Origin of the sequence: uncultured Roseibium sp., assembly GCF_947499295.1 — a bacterium.
Classification (GTDB): domain Bacteria; phylum Pseudomonadota; class Alphaproteobacteria; order Rhizobiales; family Stappiaceae; genus Roseibium.
On record NZ_CANMNP010000001.1, the window covers coordinates 491,449 to 514,332 of the forward strand.

21 protein-coding genes are annotated in these 22,884 nt (G+C 56.3%); 9 read left to right on the plus strand and 12 right to left on the minus strand.

The window, feature by feature from the left end; genetic code table 11:
• Positions 1-4: 4 nt before the first annotated feature.
• The 5 genes from Q0835_RS02285 to Q0835_RS02305 form a co-directional block, all read right to left on the minus strand.
• Positions 5-1,594 carry a dipeptide ABC transporter ATP-binding protein gene (locus tag Q0835_RS02285; RefSeq protein ID WP_298958156.1) on the minus strand — a complete coding sequence of 530 codons (1,590 nt, stop codon included), beginning with the start codon at positions 1,592-1,594 and terminating at the stop codon, positions 5-7.
• Entirely contained in the window at positions 1,591-2,421 is an 831-nt protein-coding gene (locus tag Q0835_RS02290) for an ABC transporter permease (RefSeq protein ID WP_298958157.1), read from the minus strand. Before Q0835_RS02290 ends, Q0835_RS02285 begins: the two co-directional genes overlap by 4 nt.
• Positions 2,422-3,369, minus strand: a complete 948-nt coding sequence (locus Q0835_RS02295) for an ABC transporter permease (RefSeq protein ID WP_298958158.1) — start codon at positions 3,367-3,369, stop codon at positions 2,422-2,424.
• A 108-nt stretch (positions 3,370-3,477) separates the two neighbouring features.
• Positions 3,478-4,962: an ABC transporter substrate-binding protein gene (locus tag Q0835_RS02300; RefSeq protein WP_298958159.1), complete on the minus strand. Its 1,485-nt coding sequence runs from the start codon at positions 4,960-4,962 to the stop codon at positions 3,478-3,480.
• Positions 4,963-4,994: 32 nt separating this feature from the next.
• Positions 4,995-6,278 (minus strand): acetylornithine deacetylase/succinyl-diaminopimelate desuccinylase family protein, encoded by a 1,284-nt coding sequence (locus Q0835_RS02305; RefSeq protein WP_298958160.1) that lies wholly within the window; start codon positions 6,276-6,278, stop codon positions 4,995-4,997.
• Positions 6,279-6,363: 85 nt separating this feature from the next.
• Here Q0835_RS02305 and Q0835_RS02310 point away from each other — a divergent pair, with 85 nt between their 5' ends.
• Positions 6,364-6,924: a PAS and helix-turn-helix domain-containing protein gene (locus tag Q0835_RS02310; protein WP_298816217.1), complete on the plus strand. Its 561-nt coding sequence runs from the start codon at positions 6,364-6,366 to the stop codon at positions 6,922-6,924.
• Positions 6,925-6,991: 67 nt separating this feature from the next.
• Here the strand turns inward: Q0835_RS02310 and Q0835_RS02315 are convergent, their stop codons facing one another.
• Positions 6,992-8,518: an altronate dehydratase family protein gene (locus Q0835_RS02315; protein ID WP_298958161.1), complete on the minus strand. Its 1,527-nt coding sequence runs from the start codon at positions 8,516-8,518 to the stop codon at positions 6,992-6,994.
• Between the two features lie 108 nt (positions 8,519-8,626).
• Between Q0835_RS02315 and Q0835_RS02320 the strand changes: the two genes are divergently transcribed.
• Complete coding sequence (locus Q0835_RS02320; RefSeq protein ID WP_298958162.1) at positions 8,627-9,340, plus strand: GntR family transcriptional regulator; 714 nt, start codon at positions 8,627-8,629, stop codon at positions 9,338-9,340.
• Between the two features lie 90 nt (positions 9,341-9,430).
• Here Q0835_RS02320 and Q0835_RS02325 read toward each other — a convergent pair whose 3' ends face one another.
• On the minus strand, positions 9,431-10,438 hold the full coding sequence (locus tag Q0835_RS02325) for a LacI family DNA-binding transcriptional regulator (RefSeq protein ID WP_298816211.1): 1,008 nt from the start codon (positions 10,436-10,438) through the stop codon (positions 9,431-9,433).
• A gap of 246 nt (positions 10,439-10,684) precedes the next feature.
• Here Q0835_RS02325 and Q0835_RS02330 point away from each other — a divergent pair, with 246 nt between their 5' ends.
• The 7 genes from Q0835_RS02330 (at position 10,685) to Q0835_RS02360 (ending at position 18,068) form a co-directional block, all read left to right on the plus strand.
• Entirely contained in the window at positions 10,685-11,593 is a 909-nt protein-coding gene (locus Q0835_RS02330) for a substrate-binding domain-containing protein (RefSeq protein ID WP_298816343.1), read from the plus strand.
• Between the two features lie 67 nt (positions 11,594-11,660).
• On the plus strand, positions 11,661-13,166 hold the full coding sequence (locus Q0835_RS02335; RefSeq protein WP_298958163.1) for a sugar ABC transporter ATP-binding protein: 1,506 nt from the start codon (positions 11,661-11,663) through the stop codon (positions 13,164-13,166).
• The gene (locus tag Q0835_RS02340; protein WP_298958164.1) at positions 13,159-14,172 is read left to right on the plus strand and encodes an ABC transporter permease; all 1,014 of its coding nucleotides are present in this window, start codon (positions 13,159-13,161) and stop codon (positions 14,170-14,172) included. The genes Q0835_RS02335 and Q0835_RS02340 overlap by 8 nt, the downstream gene beginning before the upstream one ends.
• Positions 14,169-15,161, plus strand: a complete 993-nt coding sequence (locus Q0835_RS02345) for an ABC transporter permease (RefSeq protein ID WP_298958165.1) — start codon at positions 14,169-14,171, stop codon at positions 15,159-15,161. The genes Q0835_RS02340 and Q0835_RS02345 overlap by 4 nt, the downstream gene beginning before the upstream one ends.
• Before the next feature lie 2 nt (positions 15,162-15,163).
• Positions 15,164-16,012: a sugar phosphate isomerase/epimerase gene (locus Q0835_RS02350; RefSeq protein ID WP_298958604.1), complete on the plus strand. Its 849-nt coding sequence runs from the start codon at positions 15,164-15,166 to the stop codon at positions 16,010-16,012.
• A complete protein-coding gene (locus tag Q0835_RS02355) occupies positions 16,009-16,647 on the plus strand; it encodes a nucleoside/nucleotide kinase family protein (RefSeq protein WP_298958166.1) in 639 nt (212 codons plus the stop codon). The genes Q0835_RS02350 and Q0835_RS02355 overlap by 4 nt, the downstream gene beginning before the upstream one ends.
• Positions 16,644-18,068, plus strand: coding sequence for an FGGY family carbohydrate kinase (locus Q0835_RS02360; protein ID WP_298958167.1), 1,425 nt, complete (start codon positions 16,644-16,646; stop codon positions 18,066-18,068). Before Q0835_RS02355 ends, Q0835_RS02360 begins: the two co-directional genes overlap by 4 nt.
• Positions 18,069-18,364: 296 nt before the next feature.
• Here Q0835_RS02360 and Q0835_RS02365 read toward each other — a convergent pair whose 3' ends face one another.
• The 5 genes from Q0835_RS02365 to Q0835_RS02385 all read right to left on the minus strand — a co-directional run bounded on the left by Q0835_RS02365 (position 18,365) and on the right by Q0835_RS02385 (position 22,856).
• Positions 18,365-19,015: a peroxiredoxin gene (locus tag Q0835_RS02365; protein ID WP_298816199.1), complete on the minus strand. Its 651-nt coding sequence runs from the start codon at positions 19,013-19,015 to the stop codon at positions 18,365-18,367.
• Positions 19,016-19,322: 307 nt separating this feature from the next.
• The gene (locus Q0835_RS02370) at positions 19,323-20,018 is read right to left on the minus strand and encodes an RraA family protein (RefSeq protein ID WP_298958168.1); all 696 of its coding nucleotides are present in this window, start codon (positions 20,016-20,018) and stop codon (positions 19,323-19,325) included.
• Positions 20,018-20,710 (minus strand): alpha/beta fold hydrolase, encoded by a 693-nt coding sequence (locus Q0835_RS02375; protein ID WP_298958169.1) that lies wholly within the window; start codon positions 20,708-20,710, stop codon positions 20,018-20,020. Before Q0835_RS02375 ends, Q0835_RS02370 begins: the two co-directional genes overlap by 1 nt.
• The gene (locus Q0835_RS02380) at positions 20,707-21,840 is read right to left on the minus strand and encodes a cobalamin-independent methionine synthase II family protein (protein WP_298958170.1); all 1,134 of its coding nucleotides are present in this window, start codon (positions 21,838-21,840) and stop codon (positions 20,707-20,709) included. Before Q0835_RS02380 ends, Q0835_RS02375 begins: the two co-directional genes overlap by 4 nt.
• Positions 21,841-21,890: 50 nt before the next feature.
• Positions 21,891-22,856 carry a cupin domain-containing protein gene (locus Q0835_RS02385; RefSeq protein ID WP_298958171.1) on the minus strand — a complete coding sequence of 322 codons (966 nt, stop codon included), beginning with the start codon at positions 22,854-22,856 and terminating at the stop codon, positions 21,891-21,893.
• Between the last annotated feature and the right edge of the window lie 28 nt (positions 22,857-22,884).

Sequence of the window (22,884 nt, forward strand, 5' to 3'; positions counted from 1 at the left end):
CCCCTCACGCGGCACCAACTGGCAGAACCGGCGCCGCGGCAACAAGCTGTTTCGTATAGTCGTGGTTTGGATGATCGAAGACCGCATCTGTCGGTCCGCCCTCCACGATCTCTCCCGCCTTCATCACCAGCACCCGATCGGTGATGGAGCGCACGACGCTCAAGTCATGGGAGATGAAGAGATAAGTCAGATTGAAGCGATCCCCGAGATCAGCAAGAAGGTCGAGCACCTGGGCACGCACGGAAACGTCCAGGGCGGACACCGCTTCATCCAGGATGATCAGGTCCGGCTTGATGATCAAGGCTCGTGCAATCGCGATGCGCTGCCGCTGACCACCGCTGAATTCGTGTATGTACTTGTGCCGGTCTTCTGCGCCGAGACCAACACTTTCCAAGGCTTCCACGACAGCGTTTTCCCGTTCATGCCCGTGAAGAGGTGTCTGAAGCAGGTGAAACGGTTCGCTGACCAGCTTCTCAACGCGCCAACGGGGATTGAAACTTCCATATGGATCCTGAAAAACCACCTGCATCCTTCGCCGCACATCCTTGTTGGCGTGATGGTGTGTGAACACAGGCTGACCATCAAAAAGAATCTCCCCGCCTTGCACCTCTTCCAGACCGAGAATGGCACGGGTCAGCGTGGATTTTCCGCAACCGGATTCACCGACAAGGCCAAGGCTTTCACCGCGCCGTATGTCGAAGCTGACATCATTGACGGCTCGAAAATGAGTTGTCGCTCCCCACCAGCCATGAACATGTTGCTGATAATCGCGCACGACATTGCGGACCTGAAGAAGCGAGGTCTTGTGCGCTTCGCCCAGCCGGTCCGGTACATGGCTCGACGCTTCCAGCAACGCTCTCGAATAAGGATGCTGCATGGCACCGAAAAGAGACCGGGCGGGACCATTCTCCACCACCTCTCCCTGCTGCATGATCACAAGGTCATCGGCAAGGTCGGCAACGACCGCCAGATCATGGCTGATCAGCATCAGGCCCATGTCGTCTTCCGCGACCAGACGCTTCAATAGATCCAGGATCTGCGCCTGTGTCGTCACGTCGAGTGCTGTTGTGGGTTCGTCGGCAATCAGCAGCTTTGGTCTCAGGGCGATTGCCATAGCAATCACAACCCGCTGGCGTTGACCTCCGGAAAGTTCATGCGGGTAGCGCGACAGAGGAAACTTCTCCTGCGGCAGCTCTGCCCGTTGCAAAGCCTTTGCCGCGCGTGTCATCGCTTCCGCCTTCGACACGTTCTCATGCACCAATATCGTTTCAGCGACTTGTGCGCCGATGGTCTGTAGTGGATTGAGGGCGGTCATTGGCTCCTGGAACACCATACCAACCTCGCGGCCTCTGATGCTGCAAAGTTCTGTTTCGCTGCAGGTCAGGATATCCTTGCCGGCAAGACTGATGTTGCCGGTACATTCTGCCCCGTTCGGCAATAGCTGCAGAACACTGAAAGCTGTCATCGACTTGCCGGACCCGCTCTCGCCGATCACGCCCAGGATGCGTCCGGGGTCAACGGCAAACGACACGTCCTTCAGGATGGGCGTGCCATGGATCTTCAGCGACAGGCGATCGATCCCGAGGAGGCTCATGTTCTTGCCCTCCTCAATTTTGGGTCGAGCAAATCACGCAAGCCGTCGCCCAGGAGATTCAATCCCAGCACGGTCAGAAGAATGGCCAGTCCGGGAAACAGGGCCAGATGCGGTGCGAAGGATATCATCGTCTGGCTGTCTGCCAGCATACGGCCCCAGCTGGCTGTCGGTGGCTGAGCGCCCAGGCCGACATAGCTAAGGCCAGCTTCAGCGAGAATGCCCAGCGAAAACTGGATGGTACCCTGCACAATCAAAAGGTTGGCAACGTTCGGCAGGATGTGCTCGACGGAGATGCGCGCCTGTCCCTTTCCGGCGACCCTGGCTGCCAGAATGTATTCCCGGTTCCAGAGCGTGAGCGCTGCACCGCGCGTCAACCGCGCAAAAACCGGGATATTGAAAATACCGATCGCAATAATGGCATTCAGCGCCGACGCTCCGAATACCGCGGTGATCATCACGGCAATCAATAGGCTCGGAAACGCAAAGACGAGATCATTCATACGCATGATGACTTCATCCAGCAGTCCACCCTTGCGAGCCGCAGCTGCCAGGCCAAGCGGAACACCGGCAATCATGCCGATGCCGACCGCCACCAACGCAACGGCAATCGACGTTCTCGCCCCCACCATGATCATACTGAGGATGTCACGCCCGAACTGATCTGTGCCAAGCGGGTGGGCCAGGTTCGGCGGTTTCAATTTTTCGGCAATGTTCAGAATTGTCGTGTCGTATGGAACCCAGACCAAGCTTATGAGCGCTGCCGCTGCAAAGACGGTTGTCAGAATGATCCCGGGTAAAAACGAGCGGTTGTAGAACAGAAGGCTCATTCAGCGGCGCCTCCGCAACCGCGGATCAACAAGCGCATAGGCAAGGTCCACGGCGAAATTCACAACAATCACCGCAAAGACCAACAGCATCACAACGCTTTCGACCACGATAAGATCGCGCGCGCTGATCGCCTGAAAAACGAGGCGTCCCAGGCCCGGCAAATAGAAGACGTTCTCGATAATTATCGCGCCTGCGAGTAAGAACGAGAATTGCAGACCCATGATGGTCAGAACCGGGATTAGTGCATTGCGAAGCGCATGCCGCCACATAGCCTGAGCACGGGTCAGGCCCTTAGCGCGGGCAGTCCGGATAAAGTCTTCGCTCAATGTGTCCAGCAGGCTGGAGCGCATGACACGGGTCAGGATGCTTGCCTGAGGCAGCGCGAGGGCTATCGCCGGCAACGTCAGTGATTTCATCCCGGCAAGGAACCCTGCCTCCCATCCGGCAAAACCACCAGCGGAAAACCAGCGCAAATTGATGGCAAAAACCAGAACCATCAGCATGGCGAACCAGAAATTGGGAATTGCAACACCAAGCTGGGTTGCTCCCATGACACCGGTATCAACGTAGGAACCACGGCGCGAAGCTGCCCAGATACCGGCAGGGAACGCAATCAGCGTACTCAAAGTCAGCGCGTAAAGTGCAAGTGGCAGCGAAACCCAAAGCCGGTCTCCGATCATCTCCGAAACAGGCGTTCGATATGTGTAGGAAATTCCAAAATCGCCTGTGAGCAGACCTCCTGCCCAGGAGAGATAACGTTCCAGGATCGTTCCGTTCAGGCCAAGCTGCTCGCGAAGCGCGTTCAGCGTGTCTTCCTGGGCATTCAATCCGAGCATGTAGGCAGCCGGGTCTCCGGGAACGACTTCCAAAGCCAGGAATATGACCACGGACGCCGCGACCAGGCTGAGCGCAAGAGACAGCAGTCTTTTCAGAAAATACCGCAGCATGAGCCTGTCACACGCCGACCGGCGACATCCAACCGGGGCGATTGCAATAAAGTGTGTCTGGAAACGGGCGCTTGACAGTCGTGCAAGCGCCCGCGTTGCGAAGTCAGATCAGTCTTCCCAATAGACTGCCGTCAGGTCGGTTGCCTGCGTGGGCTGGTTTTTCCAAAGTCCCATGATCTTGGCATTGGCAACAGTCGGGAATGCAAGCTGGAACAGGTAACCGTTGACATAGTCTTCGGAGATCATTTTCTGCGCTTCCTTCAAAAGCTCAGAACGTTTGTCCGGATCGTTTTCAACGGTCAGCTTCTCGAACAGTTCCTTGAATGCCGGATTGTCATAGTTGAAGTAATAGTCCGGACGGGCATAGATGCCGATGTCCATCGGCTCCGTGTGACTGACGATGGTCAGGCCGAAATCCTTGCCCTTGAACACCTGTTCCAGCCACTGGGCCCATTCCAGATTGCTTATTTCGGTTTCGATGCCGACGGCGCGCAATTGAGAGGCGATGATCTCGCCGCCGCGCCGGGCATAGGAAGGCGGCGGCAACTTGAGTGTCGTGGTGAAGCCGTCAGCCAGTCCCGCCTCCGCCAGAAGCTCTTTAGACAACTCCGGATCGTACATGCTCAGGCCTGTCAGATCGACATAGTCCGGATTATGGGGGGCGAAGTGCGTGCCGATCGGCGTTCCGTAGCCGAACATGGCGCCATCAATGATCGCCTGCCGGTCGATTGCGTGGGCAATGGCCTTGCGAACCTTGGGGTTGTCGAGTGGCGGTTGCTTGTTGTTGGTCGACAAAATGGTTTCACCTTCCGTCGAACCCACCAGCACCTGAAACCTTGGATCGGCTTCGAATTGCGGCAAATTTTCAGGCGCCGGGAAACCCACAAACGCATTCACATCTTCCGCCATGACGGCTGCGAAAGCTGCAGTCGGGTCCGAAATAAACTTGAAGGTGACGTTGTCCAGCTTGGCGGGCGTTCCCCAATAGTCTGCGTTTTTCTCCAGATCGATCCTGTCACCCTGGACCCAGTTGGAAAACTTGAATGCACCGGTCCCGATCGGCTTGGACTTGATGTCGGCAATGGTTTCAGGCGCAACGATGACCGCGTCACCCCATGCCAAATTGAACAGCAAACTCCCGTTGGGTTCCTTCAGCGCGACCTTGACCGTGGTCGGGTCGACGGCCTCGACACTTTCGATGCCGGCGAAAAGAGCCTTTTGAGCATTTGCACTGTCTTCACCGCGAGCACGGTCCAGACTGAATTTGACATCCTCGGCAGTCAAGTCGGACCCGTCATGGAACTTCACACCCTCATGAAGTTTGAACGTATAGGTCTTGCCGTCTTCGGAGATGCTCCAGCTTTCCGCCAGCCCCGGGTTGACCGAACCATCCGGTCCGAAGCGCGTAAGCCCCTCGAAGACATTGGAATAAAGAACGGAATCGATTGCTCCGGCAGCAGCACTGGTCGGGTCCAGATGCGGCGGCTCCAGTTGCATGGCAACGACGATGTCGCTCTTGGCATGTGCCATGGAAATACCCGCGGCCAATGCCAGGACGCTGATCAGTCCACTCCCTAACTTCGTCAAACGCATAGCTCTCCCCTTTTTCAGTGCCGCAACGAACGTTACGGCCTTGCAAGAAGCTCCAACAGCGAAAGGCCCATAACCTTTGCTGAATCGAGCATATCTTCCACGCCTACATATTCATCCGGCTTGTGCGCCAAATCCAATATTCCGGGCCCATAGGCAATGCAGTTTTTCAATTTGCCGATCCGGTCAATGTGTTTTTGATCGTAAGTTCCTGGACTTACGACATATTCCGCTTCCTTCCCCATTGTCTGCGCGATCGCCTTTGCGACCGTCTTGACCACAGGTGCGTCCTTGTCGGTCATTGTCGGCAGAACACGATGCAACTCTTTCAAGTCATATCGAAAGTTTTCTCTTTTCTTTTCAACGCCTTCAAGTAGGTCTCTGATCTCAGCCTGAACATCTTCAATATTTTCTTCAAGCAAAAAACGACGATCTATCACTACGCGGCAACTGTCCGGCACACATGGGCTCGGAAGGCCCGTGAAATCTTCGTCACCTTCTGACTGACCACCATGGATGGAATTTATGTTGAGAGTCGATTGCCGCGCCCCTTCGGGAACTACCGGCATATCGGTTCGTTTCTGGGCAAGAGCAGGAAAGAGGTTCTCTTCCATCTCCTCCAGGACAGCGCCCATATGCCGGACGGCACAGTCGCCGAGAAACGGCATCGATCCATGTGCGATCTCGCCGTGCGTTTCGATCTCCGCCCACCACACGCCCCGATGCCCAAGGCAAATGCGATCCTTGTTGAGCGGCTCTGGAATAATCACGTGCTGAACGCGTTCTGGGCTGAAATATCCCTTTTCAGCCAAATAAGCGACGCCCCCATAGCCACCGGATTCTTCATCCGCTGTTCCACTGATTTCAATTGAGCCTGAAAAGTCGGGGCTAACTGCCAGGAAAGCCTCCGCCGCAACAATGCTTGCGGCCAGCCCTCCTTTCATGTCGCAGGCTCCACGCCCGTAGATTTTTCCATCGACGAGTTCGCCGCCGAACGGGTCTCTGGTCCACCCGTGCCCGACATCCACGACATCGATGTGGCTGTTGAAATGAACGCATTCGCCAGGACGCTTCCCCTCGCGACGCGCAATCATGTTCCAGCGTGGATACTTCTCGCTGTCGCCTGGAGTTCCATGCGCACGGATCAACTCGACCGTAAATCCAGAACCTCTCAATCGGTTAGAAAGGTATTCGCAAATTTCCAGATAGTTTTCGCCAGGCGGGTTCAGCGTCGGTATACGCAGCAGATCCTGGGTCAATGCAATCAGATCTTCACGTCTGGCATCGATTTCCGCGTTCAGCTGATCCGGCAACGGCATTCAGGGTTCATCCTTTGCTGGTCCTGTAAAGTTTTACTATGCTATCGTCTGACTACGGTGCCAATACCGTAGGAACACGGTAACCATGAACCTTCTTGATGAACTCGCCTTCGATTGTGCCCCAATGGGTCTGGCCTTGACGGAGCACCGCGTTATCCGCACATGCAACGACACATTTGCCCACATGTTCGGCTATCAAAAACCAGATCTGGTCGGACAAAGTTTCCGTCTGCTTTATGGAACGGATCAGGAGTTTCATCAGATCAGAGACATCGGGCTTGAACCCTTGCGCCGGTCCCTGCCTTATACGGATGAGCGATTGATGCGCCGCGCGGACGGCTCAGCCATCTGGTGCCGATTTCGTGCCCGAACACTGACACCGGAGACCCCTCTCGCTCGCATCGTCTTGAGCTTCGCACTCATCGACAACACACCAAACGGACCACAGCTGACGCCTCGGGAACGCGACGTTCTGCTGCTCCTGTCACAAGGTCAGACGAGCAAGGAAATGGCGCAGGTTCTGGGCCTCTCACCCCGAACTGTCGAAGATGTTCGCGCCCGCCTCTTGAAGAAGTTTCAGGTCAAGAACGTTGCGGTTCTTCTCAGCCGATTTTCCGGCAGGCAAAGTCACAAGGCGGCAGGCTAGATACTTTGTATCCAGCGAAATTGAGCGACCTTTGACCCGGTTTTCCCTGGATTACCAAGTGATGTGACTACATCACGGCACCGATCTGCCAGGGAACGAATTCGACACCACCAAATCCAAGTTCTTCGCTTTTCGACCTTTCGCCTGAAGCAACCCTTATGATCGTTTCGAAGATCTCGTCCCCCTTGGTCTCCAGACTGACATTTTCAGAAACGATGTCACCACAATTGATGTCCATGTCTTCAGACATCCGGCCATACATCTCGCTGTTTGTCGCCAGTTTGATGCAGGGCGTGGGCATATACCCGGAAACAGAGCCCCGACCGGTGGTAAAGACGATGATGTTCGCACCCGATGCGATTTGCCCCGTCACCGAACAGGGGTCAAATCCAGGGCTATCCATGAAGACAAAGCCCTTCTTGTCGATGCTCTCACCGAACTTGTAGACATCGACCAGGGGGGCCGCTCCCCCCTTGGCTGCAGCGCCGAGCGACTTTTCAAGGATGGTCGTCAGCCCGCCGCGTTTGTTGCCAGGCGACGGATTGTTGTCCATTTCACCACCGTTTCTGGCTGTATAGTCTTCCCACCAGCGCACGCGTTCAATCAGCTTTTCGCCGACATCGACGGAGACGGCCCGACGCGTCAAAAGATGCTCCGCACCGTAAATCTCCGACGTTTCCGACAAGATCGTCGTACCGCCATGGCGCACCAGCATATCGGAGGCCAGCCCGAGTGCCGGGTTGGCCGTTATGCCGGAATAGCCATCCGATCCACCGCATTGCATACCAACGGTTATCTCTGAAATCGGAGCAGGCGAGCGAACGGCCTCGTTGGCAAGTCCGGCGAGCGCCTTCAATTCGGCTAGCCCTGCTTCGATGGTCTTTCGGGTTCCGCCGCTCTGTTGAATGGTCATGTAACGGAGATCGCCACCCGTCCGTATTTTCCGATCACCGATCAGGTCAGCGATCTGCATCACTTCACAGCCCAGACCGATCAAAAGAATTGCCGCGAAATTCGGATGCTGGGCGTAGCCAGAAAGGGTGCGGAACAAGGTTGCATAGCCTTCATCGCGTGAAGACATGCCACAACCGGTACCGTGCACAATCGGCACGATGCCATCGACATTCGGGTAGGCGTCCAGCAATCCGGACTTTTCGGCCGCCTCGGCTATGAACCTTGCGACCGACCCTGAGCAGTTCACCGATGTCAGTATGCCAATATAGTTGCGTGTGCCGACCTTGCCTGTCGAGCGCCGGTATCCCATGAACGACCGCTCGCTGCTTGCGGCAGGGAGCGGCTGTGACGCTTCTGCGTGCTGGTAGTCTCGATTGTGCTGACCCATTCCAAGATTATGGGTGTGCACATGTTCGCCGGTTCGGATATCCCGCGTTGCCTGCCCGATGATCTGGCCATAGCGGATGATGTGGTCACCCGAAGAAATATCCTTGCAGGCAATCTTGTGCCCCTGCTTAATCTGACCAGGCAGCGGTTTGTCGACATGTGTTGCCAAATTCCCCGCTTCAATGTCCTGCAGGGCAACAACGACGGTGTCCTGGGCGTTTAAAAGGATCGTATTCGGCCGAGCTTGCGCCACGATTGTCTCTCCAAGTCTTCTCAGGCGTGAACACCTTTCGGTTTTGACGGTTATCTTGACAGAGCGGCCGCGTCAACTAACATGTTAGCATTCAAATACGGAACTCTCATGTCCCCAAACGCTGAACGCGACCTGCCGCCTTACATCCTGCCCGATATCAGAAAGCTCAGAGGTTCATTGGCCCAGCGCGTTTATGAAGCCCTGCGCACTGCCATACTGGCCATGGAGCTGCCGCCCGACACGCTGTTGAAAAAACCGGAAATTTGCGCGCAGCTTGGCGTTTCCAGGTCACCTGTGACCGAAGCGATTACCAGGCTCGCCGGTGAAGGGCTGGTGGAGGTGGTGCCCCAATCCGGCTCGCGCGTCACCCGGTTTTCCATGCCTGAAATTCGCGAAGGTGCATTCCTGCGCGAAGCGATAGAACTCGCCGCCGTTGCGCGCGTTGCCGCCAGCCGAACCGAGGAACAACTCTCGGAGCTGAACAGAAATCTCCGCCTTCAGTCACTTTGTCTGGAAGACAGGGATGAAGCTGGTTTTTACCGGGAAGACCAGCAGATGCATGATCTGATTTTCGAATTTACCGGCTATCCGAAACTGAATGCGATTGCAGCTTCCGGATGGGTTCAGGTCAATCGCGCACGCCGCTTGCTGCTGCCGATCCCGGGCCGCTCGCGCCAGGCATTTGACGAACACTGTCAGATCATCGAAGCAATACAGCAACGAGACCCTGAAAAGGCCCGCAACGCGATGCTGAAACATCTGCGCGATCTTGTGGCGCGACTCGAACCGCTCAGGCAGTCGAGACCTGACCTTTTTGATTAGATTGCACCAATTCAGGGAACCCGCTGGGGCGCTCCCCTCTTCCGCTTGTCTTTACGGCATTTCGGCCAAGAGGTTACAGTTCGTGTGATGTCAGACCAGATCTGGCGCGACCCGGATCAAACACGCTTCGGAAGTTCCTTTGTCCAACTGACGAAAAGCTTCCTCCACCATAAGGTCTGCGCGCTGGCGGACCATGCGCAGCGGAAACCGCGACAGTGTTGCGAAAGGGTCGTGGTCAAAACAGCCGAACGTGGATCGAGAGATATCCCCCTCCGGCAAGCGCGAGAGAAAACGCAGAACTCCTTCAAAACAGCCGATCGAATTGACAAAAAGACCTGCAGGCAATTGCCCGAGCCTCGAATAGAGATCGGAAAGTGCCTCCTCGGCCTTTTCGCTTTCATAGCCGCAGGCCAAAATCTGGCCCGGATCAAACAGAACTTTCGCTGCTTCAGCTTGCTGGCGGAACCCATGGATACGGTCTGCCGAAGCAGGAAGGCTCGATTCACCACCGAGAAAATAGAGCCACGTCGTCGGATCGGTTTCCGATGGCATGTCCATCTCATCCAGAAGCGTCTTCGTGAGCATTGCAGCACCACCCGTGTTGTCGGTGACAATGGAGGGCGCTTCGCTGCAGGGATGGTCGACAAAAACATGTCTTATGCGTGCCTTGCTGCAGGCACTGGCCAAGCTCAGAGGTTCAGTCGCACCTGCGATCATCAGCAGGTCGACAGAATAGGCAATCAGGCTTTCGACTGATGTGAGCTGAGCGTCCGCATCACGTCCCGCATGCACAATTGCCGGGCATAGACCGCGCGCATGCGCCTCTTTCGCAAATTGCTGACTAAGCTCTGCAAAAAACCGGTTTTCATGGTCCGGCAAAACCATGCCGGCAAGCCCGGACTCCGCTTTCCGCAACCCGCGCGCCTGAAGGTTGGCCATATAGCCCTCTTCCTGCGCGATCCGCTGGATCCTGTCGACTGTTTCTTTCTTCAGTCGTCGCTGTTTCCATTTGCCATTCAAAGCTGCAGACACCGCTGACGGAGAGGCGCCGGCTTTCTGTGCGATGTCGTAGATCGTGCTCTTCTGCCTGGATTTCACGCGACAGTGCCCTTCAATTATTGCGTCACGAGCAGCTTGACTGAACTTTTCTTTCTGCCTAACATTGCTACATCGATTGAGCAACTTGTTTTTTGCCCAGTCGAGCTCTGGCCCAATCGGATTGGACCGGATGACTTTGCGGTACCCGCGTGCCGCGCATGGGAGGAAAACATGAACAAACTAAAGTACGTCACAGCAGCGATTGCCTTGGTGGCCTGCGCAAGCACTGCCAATGCAGAAACTTCGATGGGTATCGTCGTCAAGATCGGTGGCATCCCCTGGTTCAACGCAATGGAAGAAGGCATCAAAGAGCGCGCAGCAGAACTTGGTGTCAGTGCGGAAATGATCGGGCCAACCTCGGCTGACCCGGCGCTGCAAGTCCGTGCTATCGAGGATCTTATCGCCAAGGGTGTCGATGTCATCGGCGTGGTGCCGAACGACGAAGCCGCACTTGAGCCGGTTCTGAAAAAAGCAATGGATGCCGGTATCAAGGTTGTCGCGCATGAGGGACCCGGCCTGAACAATGTCGACTGGAACTTCGAGCTGGCATCGGCAGACGGTTTTGGTGAGGCCCATGCCAAACTCTTGTGCGAAAAGACAAATGAGCCAGGCACATACGCAGTATATGTCGGATCCCTCACCGTCCCCCTCCACAATGCTTGGGCCGATGCCGGAATCAAGTGGATCGCCGAAAACTGCGCAGACAAGCTGCAGCCGGTCGGTGACCGTTACGGCGTGGCTGAAAGTGTCGATGACAGCCGCTCGACGGCACTCGACCTGATCGCGGCCAACCCGGATCTGCGTGGCTTCCTTGCCTTTGGCAGCCAGGGGCCCATTGGCGCAGGTCGGGCCATCGAGGAGCGTCGACTGGGCGGCAAGGTCCATGTCATGGGACCGTTCTCGCCCGGCCAGGGCCAGAAACTCCTCAAGGACGACGTAATCTCAGGCGGTTTCATGTGGAATCCGGCTGAAGCCGGTCGAGTGTTTGTCACGATGGGCAATATGCTGGTCAACGGTGACGAAATCGCCAGTGGCACCGAAATCGAAGGCCTCGGCGTTGTTGAGCCCGACGCGGAAACCCGCAACATCATCACGGACAACCTGCTTGAGATCAACAAAAGCACCGTGGATGAGCTGGCCGCTAAGGGTCTTTAAGACCTTTTGACGCTGAACCTGGGGACCCCGCGCAAAGCGGGTTCCCCGTCAGGCGCTGAAAACAATCATGACAACAGTTTCCGATACAGCCCACGCGCTGCGGCTTCGTTCCGTTTCGAAGACCTTCGGCGGCGTGAAAGCCCTGCAGTCTGTCGATTTCGAGGTGCGTGCGGGTGAGGTCCACTGCCTTGCCGGTGAAAACGGCTGCGGAAAGTCGACGCTGATCAAGATCGTGACCGGTGTATACACCCCCGATGCGGGCGGCGAAATCGAGCTGTTTGGCGAACGCGTCGGCACAACCTCGCCAACCAAGGCCAGAGCCCTCGGGATTGCCGTAATCTGGCAAGACCTTGCCCTTTTTCCGCACATGACCGTTGCTGAAAACATTGCGTTCGACGAGATGGTGGGTGTGGCGCCTCGCCTTGCCTTCGGTGGGCGCTACAAGGGCCGCGTCAGAAAGGTTCTGGACCGGCTGAATGTGTCACTTGACCTGGACACTCGGCTTGGCGACCTGCCGATTGCACAACGCCAAGTTGTTGCAATTGCCAGAGCATTGATGGGCGATGCCCGGCTTGTCTTCATGGACGAGCCGACCGCGTCCCTGACGCAAAGCGAGACCGACGCGCTTTTGAAAGTTGTGCGTACGCTTTCCGCGCAAGGTGTCGCTGTGGTTTTCGTCAGTCACAGGTTGGCAGAGGTGATCGACATTTCTGAAAGAGTAACCGTCCTGCGCGATGGCAAGCTTGTAGGCGTTTATCCGACTGATGGCATGACCCAGTATCGCCTTGGAGAACTGATGACCGGAGCTCAGTTGGAAAATGTCGTCCGGGCACAAGACCGGTCGACCGCCCTACCTGTTTTGGAAGTCAAAGCCCTTTCACGCCATGACGAGTTCAAGGATATAGATCTTATAATTCGACAGGGAGAAGTGCTCGGCCTCACAGGGTTGATCGGAGCCGGTCGGAGTGAACTGGCACATGCCCTGATTGGTATGAATGCACCCGACAAAGGCGAAATCCGTCTTGGGGGATCCCCAATCCGCCTCCGGTCGATCCGCGACGCAATCGCACGCGGTGTGGCCTATGTATCGGAAGATCGATTGTCTCTGGGGCTGATCCAGCCGCAATCAATTGCCGACAACACCGTCATTTCGGTGCTTGATCGCATTCTCGGTGCATTTGGCTTGATCTCTCCAGCGCGACAATCACGGCTGGTGCGGCACTGGATCGAAGAGCTGGCCGTCAAGATCGGAAAACCGGACGACGCTGTCTCGACCCTTTCGGGCGGCAACCAGCAGCGGGTCGTACTCGCCAAATGGCTGGCGACCGAACCGCGCCTCCTGATCCTCGACAGCCCGACTGTCGGTGTCGATGTGGGGGCACGGGCAGGAATATTTCGTATTGTTCGAAGGCTCGCAGATGAGGGTCTTGCGATACTGTTGATCTCTGACGAGGTGAGCGAAGTCATGTTCAACGCAGACCGCGTTTTGCACATGGCCGACGGCAAGATTGTGGGAGAATACGATCCTCACGCTACCAGTGTGCAAGACCTGGAGGCGCTCATCTATGCGTGACCTCTTCCGCATATACCCTGTTGAAGCCCGCCTTTCGGTTGTCCTTTTTTTGATGATCCTCGGCCTCTCGCTGGCAACAGACACATTCCTGACACTCGGCAATATCACTTCGCTTCTGAACAACAACGCCGTCAATCTGATCTGGGCCGTCGGCCTTCTCGTGGTTCTGATTGCGGGAGGCATCGACATCTCGTTCGCGGTCGCTGCCTCGGTTGTCCAATACGTCGCGGCACAGATTTTCATGGGGATCGGCGGTGGCAGTTGGGCCATCGGCTTTTTGGTCGCGGCGGCGTTGGGGATTGGCCTGGGGATGGTCAACGCTCTTTTAATCCATGGTTTCCGCGTGATATCCATCGTCATCACCATTGCGACGTTCAACGCGTTTTTCGGCCTCTTGATGTTCTTCACCAAGGGGCGAAACATTTACAATCTTCCCGATTGGTGGACTGACCGCATCTTCATTTTCGAACGCCAGGCACCGGATGGAAGCTGGTCGGAACTGAACCTGTCTGTTGCGGTCATGATCGCTTGCGTTCTGGCAACATGGGCACTGATCCGGCTGACAACACTCGGTCGTCAACTCTACGCTTTCGGAGACAATCCTGAAGGGGCGCGACGCTCCGGCGTCAACATCTGGCAAATGCAGATCGTGGCCTTCGGCTGGTGCGGCATGATGGCGGGAATTGGCGGACTAATGCAGGTTAACATCGCCCAGGAAATCGTGCCCAACGCGCTTTACGGCCGGGAACTGGACGTACTGGCGGCGGTCGTTTTGGGCGGGGCACGCCTTGGCGGCGGACGTGGAACGGTTGTCGGCTGTGTATTGGGTGTGATGTTCGTGGCAATCACACAAAATGGATTGAACCTTCTCGGCATATCTCCCTTCGCGTTCCAGATGATTATCGGTGCCACAATCCTGGTGGCGATTTCGTCTTCAAACTTGTCCTTCAAACTCTGGAACAGGTCTCGAGACACCGAAGCGCGCTTGAAGGAAAACACCACATGAGCCTAAGAGAGCGCATTCATGCCGTCGCCGGCGCAGAAACGTTGCCGCTTCTGATTTTTCTCGGAATAGTGTTCCTGGCATTCTCATTGGCAACACCGTTGTTTCTTACCGGGGCAAACCTGAGATCCATGGCATTTCAGATGCCAGTGCTGGGTCTGCTGACACTGGCCATGCTGGTACCCATTCTATCAGGCGGTCTGAACCTGGCGATCATCTACCAGGCCAACATTTCCGGCCTGGCTCTTGCATGGACGTTGATCCAGTTCGGCGGACCCGATGCGGGCATCGGTGCTTTTATCCTTGGTGTCACGCTTGCCGTACTTGCCGGCGCCTTGTCTGGCGCCGTCATGGGGGCAGTCGTTGCCTATGTGGGCGCACATCCTATTCTTGTTTCGCTTGCCATGATGATTTTTCTGCGCGGGCTGGGAGAGTTCCTCACAAGAGGCGGCGACATTTCAGGGTTCCCGGAATTCGTGAACATCCTCGGTCACGGCAGCATTGCCGGTATTCCGGTTCCAATGATCATCTTCATACTCGCCGCGATCGTCTGGCACATCATGTTGAAGCGCACGCGGCATGGGTTTTCGGTCTATATGGTCGGCTCGAACATCAAGGCCTCCGAATATTCCGGCATCCATACCCGCAAAACCCTGGTCACGATCTATGCCATCTCGGGCGTAATTTGCGCGATTGCCGGGATCGTGATGGCGGCACGTTTCAACTCGGTTCGTGTCGGCCATGGCGAGGCTCTTTTGCTTGTTACGGTTCTGGCATGTTTTCTGGGAGGCATCGATCCCTTCGGTGGCTTCGGCCGCGTCCTCCCCGTGGCCGTTGCCCTGATAATCCTTCAGGCGCTGTCATCAGGTCTGAACCTGATCGGGGCAAACCAACATCTTTCAACCGCAGTCTGGGGCTTGTTTCTGATCGGCGTTATGGCGCTCAGGTGGGTCGGGTTGCGATGGCGGAGCAGACAACGAAAAGGAACATGACCGTGGAAGGTTTCGGCGTACATACAAGCATGTGGACCATGCATTGGGACCGCGCGGGCGCAGAAAGAACAATACCGGCTGCCGCGGCCTACAAAATGGATTTCATCGAGATCGCGCTTCTGGACACAAGCGTCGTCGACGCGCAGCACACACGCGATCTTCTGGCCAAGCACGACATGCGGGCCGTCTGCTCGCTGGGTCTGCCGCAGGAAAACTGGGCCTCGGTGAACCCGGACGGTGCCATCGAGCATCTGATCGATGCAATGAACATGACCAAGGCCATGGGTGCGGAAGCGCTGTCTGGAGTGACCTATGGCGGGATAGGCGAGCGCACCGGCGTGCCGCCAACCCAGACCGAATACGACAATATCGCCCGTGCCCTGGAGGCCGCGGCGAAACATGCCAAGAACCTTGGTATCGACTTCGGGATCGAACCGGTGAACCGTTATGAAAACCACCTGATCAACACGGGCTGGCAGGCGAAGGACATGATTGAGAAGGTGGGAGCCGACAACATCTTCATTCACCTCGACACGTATCACATGAACATTGAGGAAAAAGGCGCGGGCAACGGGATCCTCGATGCGCGTGACCATCTGCGTTACATCCACCTGTCGGAAAGTGACAGGGGAACGCCGGGCGAAGGAACCTGCGACTGGGATGAAATCTACGCCACTCTGGCGGCGATCGGCTTCAAGGGAGGGTTGGCGATGGAAAGTTTCATCAACATGCCGCCCCAAGTGGGATACGGCCTTGCTATCTGGAGGCCTGTCGCCAACTCTTTCGAGGAAGTGATGGACAAGGGCCTCCCCTTCCTGCGCAACAAGGCAAAGCAGTATCGTTTGATATGAGCGTGGAAATCTCAGAAGCCGCCCTGGCAGACCATCTGCTGGGCATGACCTCAGGGCAACGCATCATCTGCGCGGTTGCCGGTGCACCCGGATCAGGCAAATCGACACTGGCACAATCCCTTGTTGATCGCATGAACGCAGGCCAGCCCGGTATTGCTGAAGTGTTTCCAATGGACGGGTTTCACTATGACGACCTGTATCTCGTGCCGGCTGGCCTGCGTCCGCGAAAAGGCGCTCCAGACACCTTTGATGTCGGCGGGCTTGCTTCCATGCTCGCCCGGCTCCGTGACAACAAAGAACCGGATGTGGCAGTTCCCGTTTTCGATCGGGAGATTGAAATCGCACGCGCAGGAGCGCGCCTGATTGACAATTCGGTTCGTATTCTGGTGGCAGAAGGAAACTACCTTCTTCTGGACAAAACTCCGTGGAAAGACCTGCTTCCCTTTTTCGACGTCACGGTATCGCTGGACGTTCCTGAAAGCGAGCTTCGCAAAAGACTCAGCGAACGCTGGCAGGCTTTTCAGCTTAGTGAGGCCGAAATCGATGCCAAAGTCGAGGAGAACGATCTGCCAAATGGACGGCTTGTTCGGGAGCATCAAACTTCAGCCAACTTCGTAATTCGATATCGGGAATGACCGGCAAGGGCAAAATCGCGGTCCTCGATGTTGGTAAAACCAACGTTGACCTTTGGGTGGCGGATCCAGCGGGACACTTGCTTGAGAACCGGTCGACGCCGAACAAAGTATCGGACGGCCCTCCCTGGCGGCACCATGACCTCAAGACACTTGGCGATTGGTTGGGAGAAACGCTTGCAGCTATCTGCCTGCACCACCCGATCGAGCTCCTGATACCGGTCGGACACGGCGCGGGAGGTGTTCTTGTGGGTGGGGACCCTTCTAGCGAACACATGGGCGCGATGCTGCCCATGATTGACTATGAAGAAAGCTGCCCGGAAGACATCAACACTGAATATCTCGGCATAAGCGGCACATTCGAGGATCGCGGAAGCCAGGTGATGATGGCCTCGACCCACGCGGCGCGGCAACTGCTTCTTATGCAAAGGGCAAATCCAAAAACCTTTGCAAAGGCAAGCCACTATTTGAACATTGCCCAGTACTGGGGATGGTGGCTGACCGGCGTTGCCGCTTCGGAATTTTCTGCCATGGGGGCTCAATCGCATCTGTGGAATGTTCCTCGACGACAGTGGAGCCCCATCGTGGATGCCCAGAGCTGGCGCGGGCTTATGCCCGACTTCCGGCCGGCATGGTCAAAACTCGGCAATATTCGCCCCGAGTTGCAGAGCCGATACGGCTTGCCAGACACAATTGGCGTTCTGACCGGTGCTCATGATTCCAGCTCGAACTTTTACCGTTACATTGCCGCTGGACTTGAAGACTTCACACTGGTTTCGACCGGAACCTGGGTCGTTGCGATGTCGAGGGAAGCCAACACGGCAACACTGAATCACGATCGAGGCACGACGATTAACGCCGACATGAGCGGAATGCCTGTTGGCGGTGCACTGGTGATGGCAGGACGTGAGTTTTCGGCAATTGCCGGCCCCACCTGGCACGGCGACGGCGCGAAGCTTGAGGCGCTCGCCCATATCGTGAATCAAGGCACTTTGGCCCTTCCCAGCTTCAGCAACAATGACGGCCAGTTTCCCGGCAGCGCCGGCCGTGGCAAAATTATTGGGCCGATGCCGGAAACCGCAGCAGACCGAACGGCTCTCGCGGTGTTGCAGGCTGCCCTGCTGACGGTCAACTGCGCGGATGTTCTGGACGGTGGTCGCCGCTTGATGCTCGACGGCACCTTTTTGAAGGAACCTTTATATGCGCCACTGGTCGCAGCTCTGCGCCCCGATGACAAAACAGAGCTGTCAGAAGAAAAAAATGGTGTCGTGATAGGTGCGCTTTGCCTGGCAGCACAAGAATTGGGTGGGCAGCCCATTGATCTCAGCCTGAAACCGGTGGAACCCGCGGTTATTCCAGGTCTTGCGACCTATGCCAGTGACTGGCGCACGGCCGCCGAGGCAAACGCCAGCAAGGCACAATGAGCGGATTTTCATTTTCCGGTATTGTGACATCACGACAGAGTTCACTCGCCAAGTGATGCGCTACTGACGCTTTTAAGCGCCGCATTAAAAGAGAGGTGCGTATTTCCAGTTGTCTGCATCTGGCGTGACCTCATCAAGGTCATAACCTGCTCTTTGCAGACGTTTGGTGATCTCCAGACCGTCACAGCTTGAGTTAGGCAAAACGGATCGCCGACACATTCGAACGGTTCAATCGCCGATGAGACTGTGATCGGACGCCGGAACGGCACTCTTGAGCGCTGTTCCGGCAATTGGCGTTAGGCCGGAACCTTGGTTTTGCGCAGGTACGGCAGAACGGTCTCGAAAGAACCGAATTTTGCCTTGGCATCTTCGTCACTTACGGTCGCCGGGATAATCACGTCCTGACCAACTTCCCAGTTGGCCGGTGTTGCAACACCCTTGCCTGTTGTCTGCAGTGCATCAAGCGCACGCAACACTTCGGCAAAGTTACGGCCGACAGTCATCGGGTATGTCATCGACAGTTTCAGCTGCTTGTCCGGTCCGATAATGAAAACCGAACGCACAGTCGCGCTGTCCGCAGGTGTACGGCCATCCGGCAGATACGCTTCTGACGGCAACATGTCGAAGGCCTTTGAAACTTCCAGCCCCTCATCGGCAATGATCGGAAATCCGGCAGCGGCACCGCCAACCTTTTCGATATCGGCTTTCCACTTCTTATGATCGTCTGCGCTGTCTACCGACACGCCGATCACCTTCGTGCCACGCTTTTCCCATTCCGCAGCAAGCTGCGCCACTGCGCCGAACTCAGTCGTGCACACCGGGGTAAAGTCTTTGGGGTGACTGAAGAGGATCGCCCAATTGTCGCCGATCCAGTCATGGAAAGTGATCTGACCATGGTCGGTTTCAGCGGTGAAATTCGGAACAATATCGTTGATGCGAAGCGACATGTGATGTGTCCTTTCAGTCTTCGGGGATCAGGGGCGGAAGGCGGATGTTCAGCCCTGCGTGATGAGCTCAGCTTGATGTTTAGTGCATGTTCGGCACTTGGTCCAATGCGGCAATGAGTACCTGTACAGACAAAAACTCTGCCGCACTGAAGTACCCAAGGAACTGGCTTTGGTCCGTTTCCCCTCGATATGCTTTCTCAGCCAAACACTTTCAAGGAACCAGTCGCGCAAAGACGACGATTTAAGAGCGCCCGGCCGATTTGAACCAGCAACGGCAGCCGAGACCCGTGAAGAGAACCCAATAGGCTCACGTTCGCGCCTTTTCGAACGCGGTCCATGCTGCTTGAAATTTCTCGAAATTGAACCCTGGTTCGCGTGCAGGGCCCAAAACCAGCATTTCAGTCTCAAGGAGCTTTCGGATGGCGCCGGCAAGGTTCGGCACGACCGCGTCCGGTATCACAAGTGCACCGTGGCGATCTGCGTGCACAAGTTCACCGGGGTGAATTTCAAGGCCGAAGATCTTCACCGGAGTGTCGATTTCTTTCACATGCACATATCCGTGGCTGGGGCCAATGGATCCGGCGACAACTGGAAACCCTTCTGGCAAGTCACCGAGGTCGCGCATGACGCCATTGGTGAGCGTGCCGGCCAGATCAAACCCCTTGTGTACCGTCGTGTTGATCTCGCCCCAGAAGGCTCCAATTGCATTTGGATAGTCGAGGTCCTCGACAACTGTAATCGCCGGGCGTGGACCTTCCGACATATAGCGGTAGTAGTCCATCCGCCGAGCCTTGATAACTTCAGCCGGCTCTGTTGGCGGCGCCAAGGCGGAGATCTTTGCCGTTCTTGCGATCCCGACCATTGCACCATCCTCTGGTGCGGAACACAGCATTGTGCCGCGCGTGAAACGATTGAAACCGCGCCGCCCTTCGGCGACTTCAATTGCGTTGCAGACAGTCGGTGTGTCGACGGATTTCAGGAGGTCGATGAGATCAATGTCCATCAGAGTTCCAGCCAGGTTTTGAACGCCTCATTGACAGCGTCAGGTTGTTCAAGTGTCGGGAGATGCCCAGCGCCCTCCACGATCGTCAATGTCGATCCGCTTATGAGGTCATGCATCAGTTCATGTCGATCGAGCGGGCAAAGCCTGTCCTCGGCACCCATGAGAACGAGGGTCGGACATGTGACCCCAGCCAGAGTGTCCTGCTGATCGGGCCGTGTCTGCAATGCCCGCGACTGACGCTCGAACACACCAGCACCAAGATCCAGCGCCATGTCCATGCACAAGTCCAGGACATCCTGACGGCGCGGTCCGTTCGCCAGATAGTTGGGCTTCAATTCGTCTCTCATGACGTCCTTGAGGCTGCCGGCCCGAACCTTGTCTATCTGCGGTTCCCGGCCTTTCTTGACCTCATCAAGTTCGGCACGCGGATTGGTGTCGAGCAACGCAAGCCGGACAACGCGCTCAGGCGCTTGGCGAACGACTTCCATCGCCACAATGCCACCCATTGAAAGGCCGGCGAGCGCGAAGCGAGGAGGAGCATTTTGCAGGAGATCTTCCGCAAGCTCGCGAATGCTCTCGTGCCCGGTCACGGGCGCCAGATGTAACGGCACTTCACCGGACAATTCTGCTATTTGCGGCCCATAAAGGCGTGCATCACACATCATGCCGGGCAATAGAACCAAAGGGGTCACGCACGCTCTCCAGCGATGGCAGCCCCTTCAGCAAGAGCGCCGAGCTTGGCATACGCAATCTCAGGATCAACGGCGCCAAAACCTGCAAATGTCCCGAAACCACAATCGGAGCCTGCGATCACCCTGTCAGCGCCAACAATGTCGACAAACCGGTCGAGACGCTGTGCAACGGCCTCCGGGTGTTCGACAAAATTCGTCGTGGTGTCGACAACACCCGGCACAAGGATCTTGTCTTCGGGAATTTCTGATTTTCGATCCCGGAAGACGCTCCATTCATGCGCGTGGCGCGGGTTCGACGTTTCGAAGAGAACATACCTTGCACGTGCGGACATCAGCGTGGAAAAAACCTTGTCCATCGAAATATCGCACACGTGCGGTCCTTCGTAGTTGCCCCAGCAAATGTGAATACGCACATTCGCCGGATCAATGTTCTGAAGGGCATGGTTCAAGGCCTCGATATGGCTTGCGGCAATCTTGATAAACTCTTCGTCGGACAGGTCGGTGAAGAGCATGTGCCGCGACAGGGCGAGGTCGGGACAGTCCAACTGCAGATCGAGCCCTGCTCCAACGATTGTCTCGTATTCCGCTTTCATGACCTCGGCCAGGGCTTCAAGGTAAGCCTCACGCGAAGGATAAAAGTCGTTCTGCAAAAAGAGTGAGATCACACCAGGAGACGCTGCATTCATAAAGCCGCGCTCGACCCCATTGGCGGCCATCGCCGCCTTCAGATTGGCGATGTCCTTTTCCAGTTCCCCCTGCCCTTTTGAACGAACTTCACCAGTGCACATCGGCCGGGCGTATTTTGGAGTGCCGCCGCTTTCTGCGATGCGTTTCAGGAAGCTCGGATAGAGCTTCAGATCCGCAGGCGCATTGCGCGGACTGTCACCTGAAAAGCCGGTGTATCGATCCTTCACGTAAGTTGCGTAAGATATCTTGGAAGTCTCGCCGTCGCTCACAATGGAGACACCGGCGTCCACCTGTTTGCGCACGGTTTCATTGACGGCTTCCGTCATTGCCGCGTCAAACGCCGCAGTTTCATAGTCGTCACCATTTTCCCGGGCGAATATGTAGTCGACGACTTTTTGCGTGCGTGGCAGCGATCCCACGTGCGTGACTTCGATTTTGCTCATGTGCATTTCCCCCTTGCGGAACAGGTTGACCTGTCCTTCAAAACCCTTGGTCAGCCGATCCAGGTTGGACCTGCGGGGTCGTCTGTGTTCATCACTCTGAAGAGGCTGGCTTCTCCGCTCATCGAGGGTTCCAGACTATGCTCCAGTTCCGGCGGAACAGCGCAGGTGTCCCCCGGGGCCAGCACCTTTTCGCCACCCGTCCAACTGAGTTTCCAATGGCCGCGCATGACCATCAGGATCTCGTGGCAGTTCAGCCTGTAAGCGGTTTCGGGGATCGATCCGCGGGTCAGGAATTCGACTTCAAAACCTGGCTTGTCCTTGAGCAGCGCATTCTCACCAATCACCTTGCAAGGATTGCCCGCCGCAAGCGCCATCATGTCCCAATACCGGGCGATATAATCCCGAACGACAATGTCGTTGCGCAGTTCCGGAAACGCCTTCAGCTCTTCTTCACTCAAGAGCGGCATCGGATTGACTTCAGCAGGCAGAGACTGACCCTTTTTTGTGTCATAAAGGACGCCGTTTTCCCCCAGCACAAGGCCATGATCTGCGGCGTCTTCGATGACCTGCGGCGCCCATGTCACCCCTCCGCCGGCATCGTCACCACCCAGGATCGCCATGATCATTCCGTAGTCCGTGCCGATATTTTCAAAGCCTCGGAAAATCCCGGTGGGGATATTGAAGATGTCGCCTTCTTCAAGCACCATTTCTCCGGCCTTGCCCCAGCGGCCCCAGAAGAAACGCCACCGCCCTTTCAAGACATAAAAGACTTCGGCCGTTGTGTGCGAGTGAAGTGAATTCCGGCATTTTGGCGGTTGTCCGGCCGCACCGATGTTAAAGCCCGGTGTCTCCTTGATATGGACGTGCTGGTCCGGGCTTTCGGAAACACCGCCACCAATGATCGTGAAGTTTTCCTTTTGATCGGACCCGGGTGTATGAGCATCGATAAAGGCCGTACGGCAGGGTTTCAAATCGCCGTATCGGACGATCCGTGTTTCCATTTGTTCAGGGGTCATGACGGAACCTGTTGGTGTTGCGGCTGGC

What these genes read in the sequence shown, in the direction of transcription:
- Q0835_RS02355 (WP_298958166.1), top strand. Translation starts at nt 16,009, where the DNA reads ATGAGCGTGGAAATCTCAGAAGCCGCCCTGGCAGACCATCTGCTGGGC.
- Q0835_RS02360 (WP_298958167.1), top strand. Translation starts at nt 16,644, where the DNA reads ATGACCGGCAAGGGCAAAATCGCGGTCCTCGATGTTGGTAAAACCAAC.
- Q0835_RS02380 (WP_298958170.1), bottom strand. Translation starts at nt 21,840, where the DNA reads ATGAGCAAAATCGAAGTCACGCACGTGGGATCGCTGCCACGCACGCAA.
- Q0835_RS02345 (WP_298958165.1), top strand. Translation starts at nt 14,169, where the DNA reads ATGAGCCTAAGAGAGCGCATTCATGCCGTCGCCGGCGCAGAAACGTTG.
- Q0835_RS02335 (WP_298958163.1), top strand. Translation starts at nt 11,661, where the DNA reads ATGACAACAGTTTCCGATACAGCCCACGCGCTGCGGCTTCGTTCCGTT.
- Q0835_RS02330 (WP_298816343.1), top strand. Translation starts at nt 10,685, where the DNA reads ATGGGTATCGTCGTCAAGATCGGTGGCATCCCCTGGTTCAACGCAATG.
- Q0835_RS02285 (WP_298958156.1), bottom strand. Translation starts at nt 1,594, where the DNA reads ATGAGCCTCCTCGGGATCGATCGCCTGTCGCTGAAGATCCATGGCACG.
- Q0835_RS02295 (WP_298958158.1), bottom strand. Translation starts at nt 3,369, where the DNA reads ATGCTGCGGTATTTTCTGAAAAGACTGCTGTCTCTTGCGCTCAGCCTG.
- Q0835_RS02290 (WP_298958157.1), bottom strand. Translation starts at nt 2,421, where the DNA reads ATGAGCCTTCTGTTCTACAACCGCTCGTTTTTACCCGGGATCATTCTG.
- Q0835_RS02340 (WP_298958164.1), top strand. Translation starts at nt 13,159, where the DNA reads ATGCGTGACCTCTTCCGCATATACCCTGTTGAAGCCCGCCTTTCGGTT.
- Q0835_RS02310 (WP_298816217.1), top strand. Translation starts at nt 6,364, where the DNA reads ATGAACCTTCTTGATGAACTCGCCTTCGATTGTGCCCCAATGGGTCTG.
- Q0835_RS02320 (WP_298958162.1), top strand. Translation starts at nt 8,627, where the DNA reads ATGTCCCCAAACGCTGAACGCGACCTGCCGCCTTACATCCTGCCCGAT.
- Q0835_RS02370 (WP_298958168.1), bottom strand. Translation starts at nt 20,018, where the DNA reads ATGGACATTGATCTCATCGACCTCCTGAAATCCGTCGACACACCGACT.
- Q0835_RS02365 (WP_298816199.1), bottom strand. Translation starts at nt 19,015, where the DNA reads ATGTCGCTTCGCATCAACGATATTGTTCCGAATTTCACCGCTGAAACC.
- Q0835_RS02305 (WP_298958160.1), bottom strand. Translation starts at nt 6,278, where the DNA reads ATGCCGTTGCCGGATCAGCTGAACGCGGAAATCGATGCCAGACGTGAA.
- Q0835_RS02385 (WP_298958171.1), bottom strand. Translation starts at nt 22,856, where the DNA reads ATGACCCCTGAACAAATGGAAACACGGATCGTCCGATACGGCGATTTG.
- Q0835_RS02300 (WP_298958159.1), bottom strand. Translation starts at nt 4,962, where the DNA reads ATGCGTTTGACGAAGTTAGGGAGTGGACTGATCAGCGTCCTGGCATTG.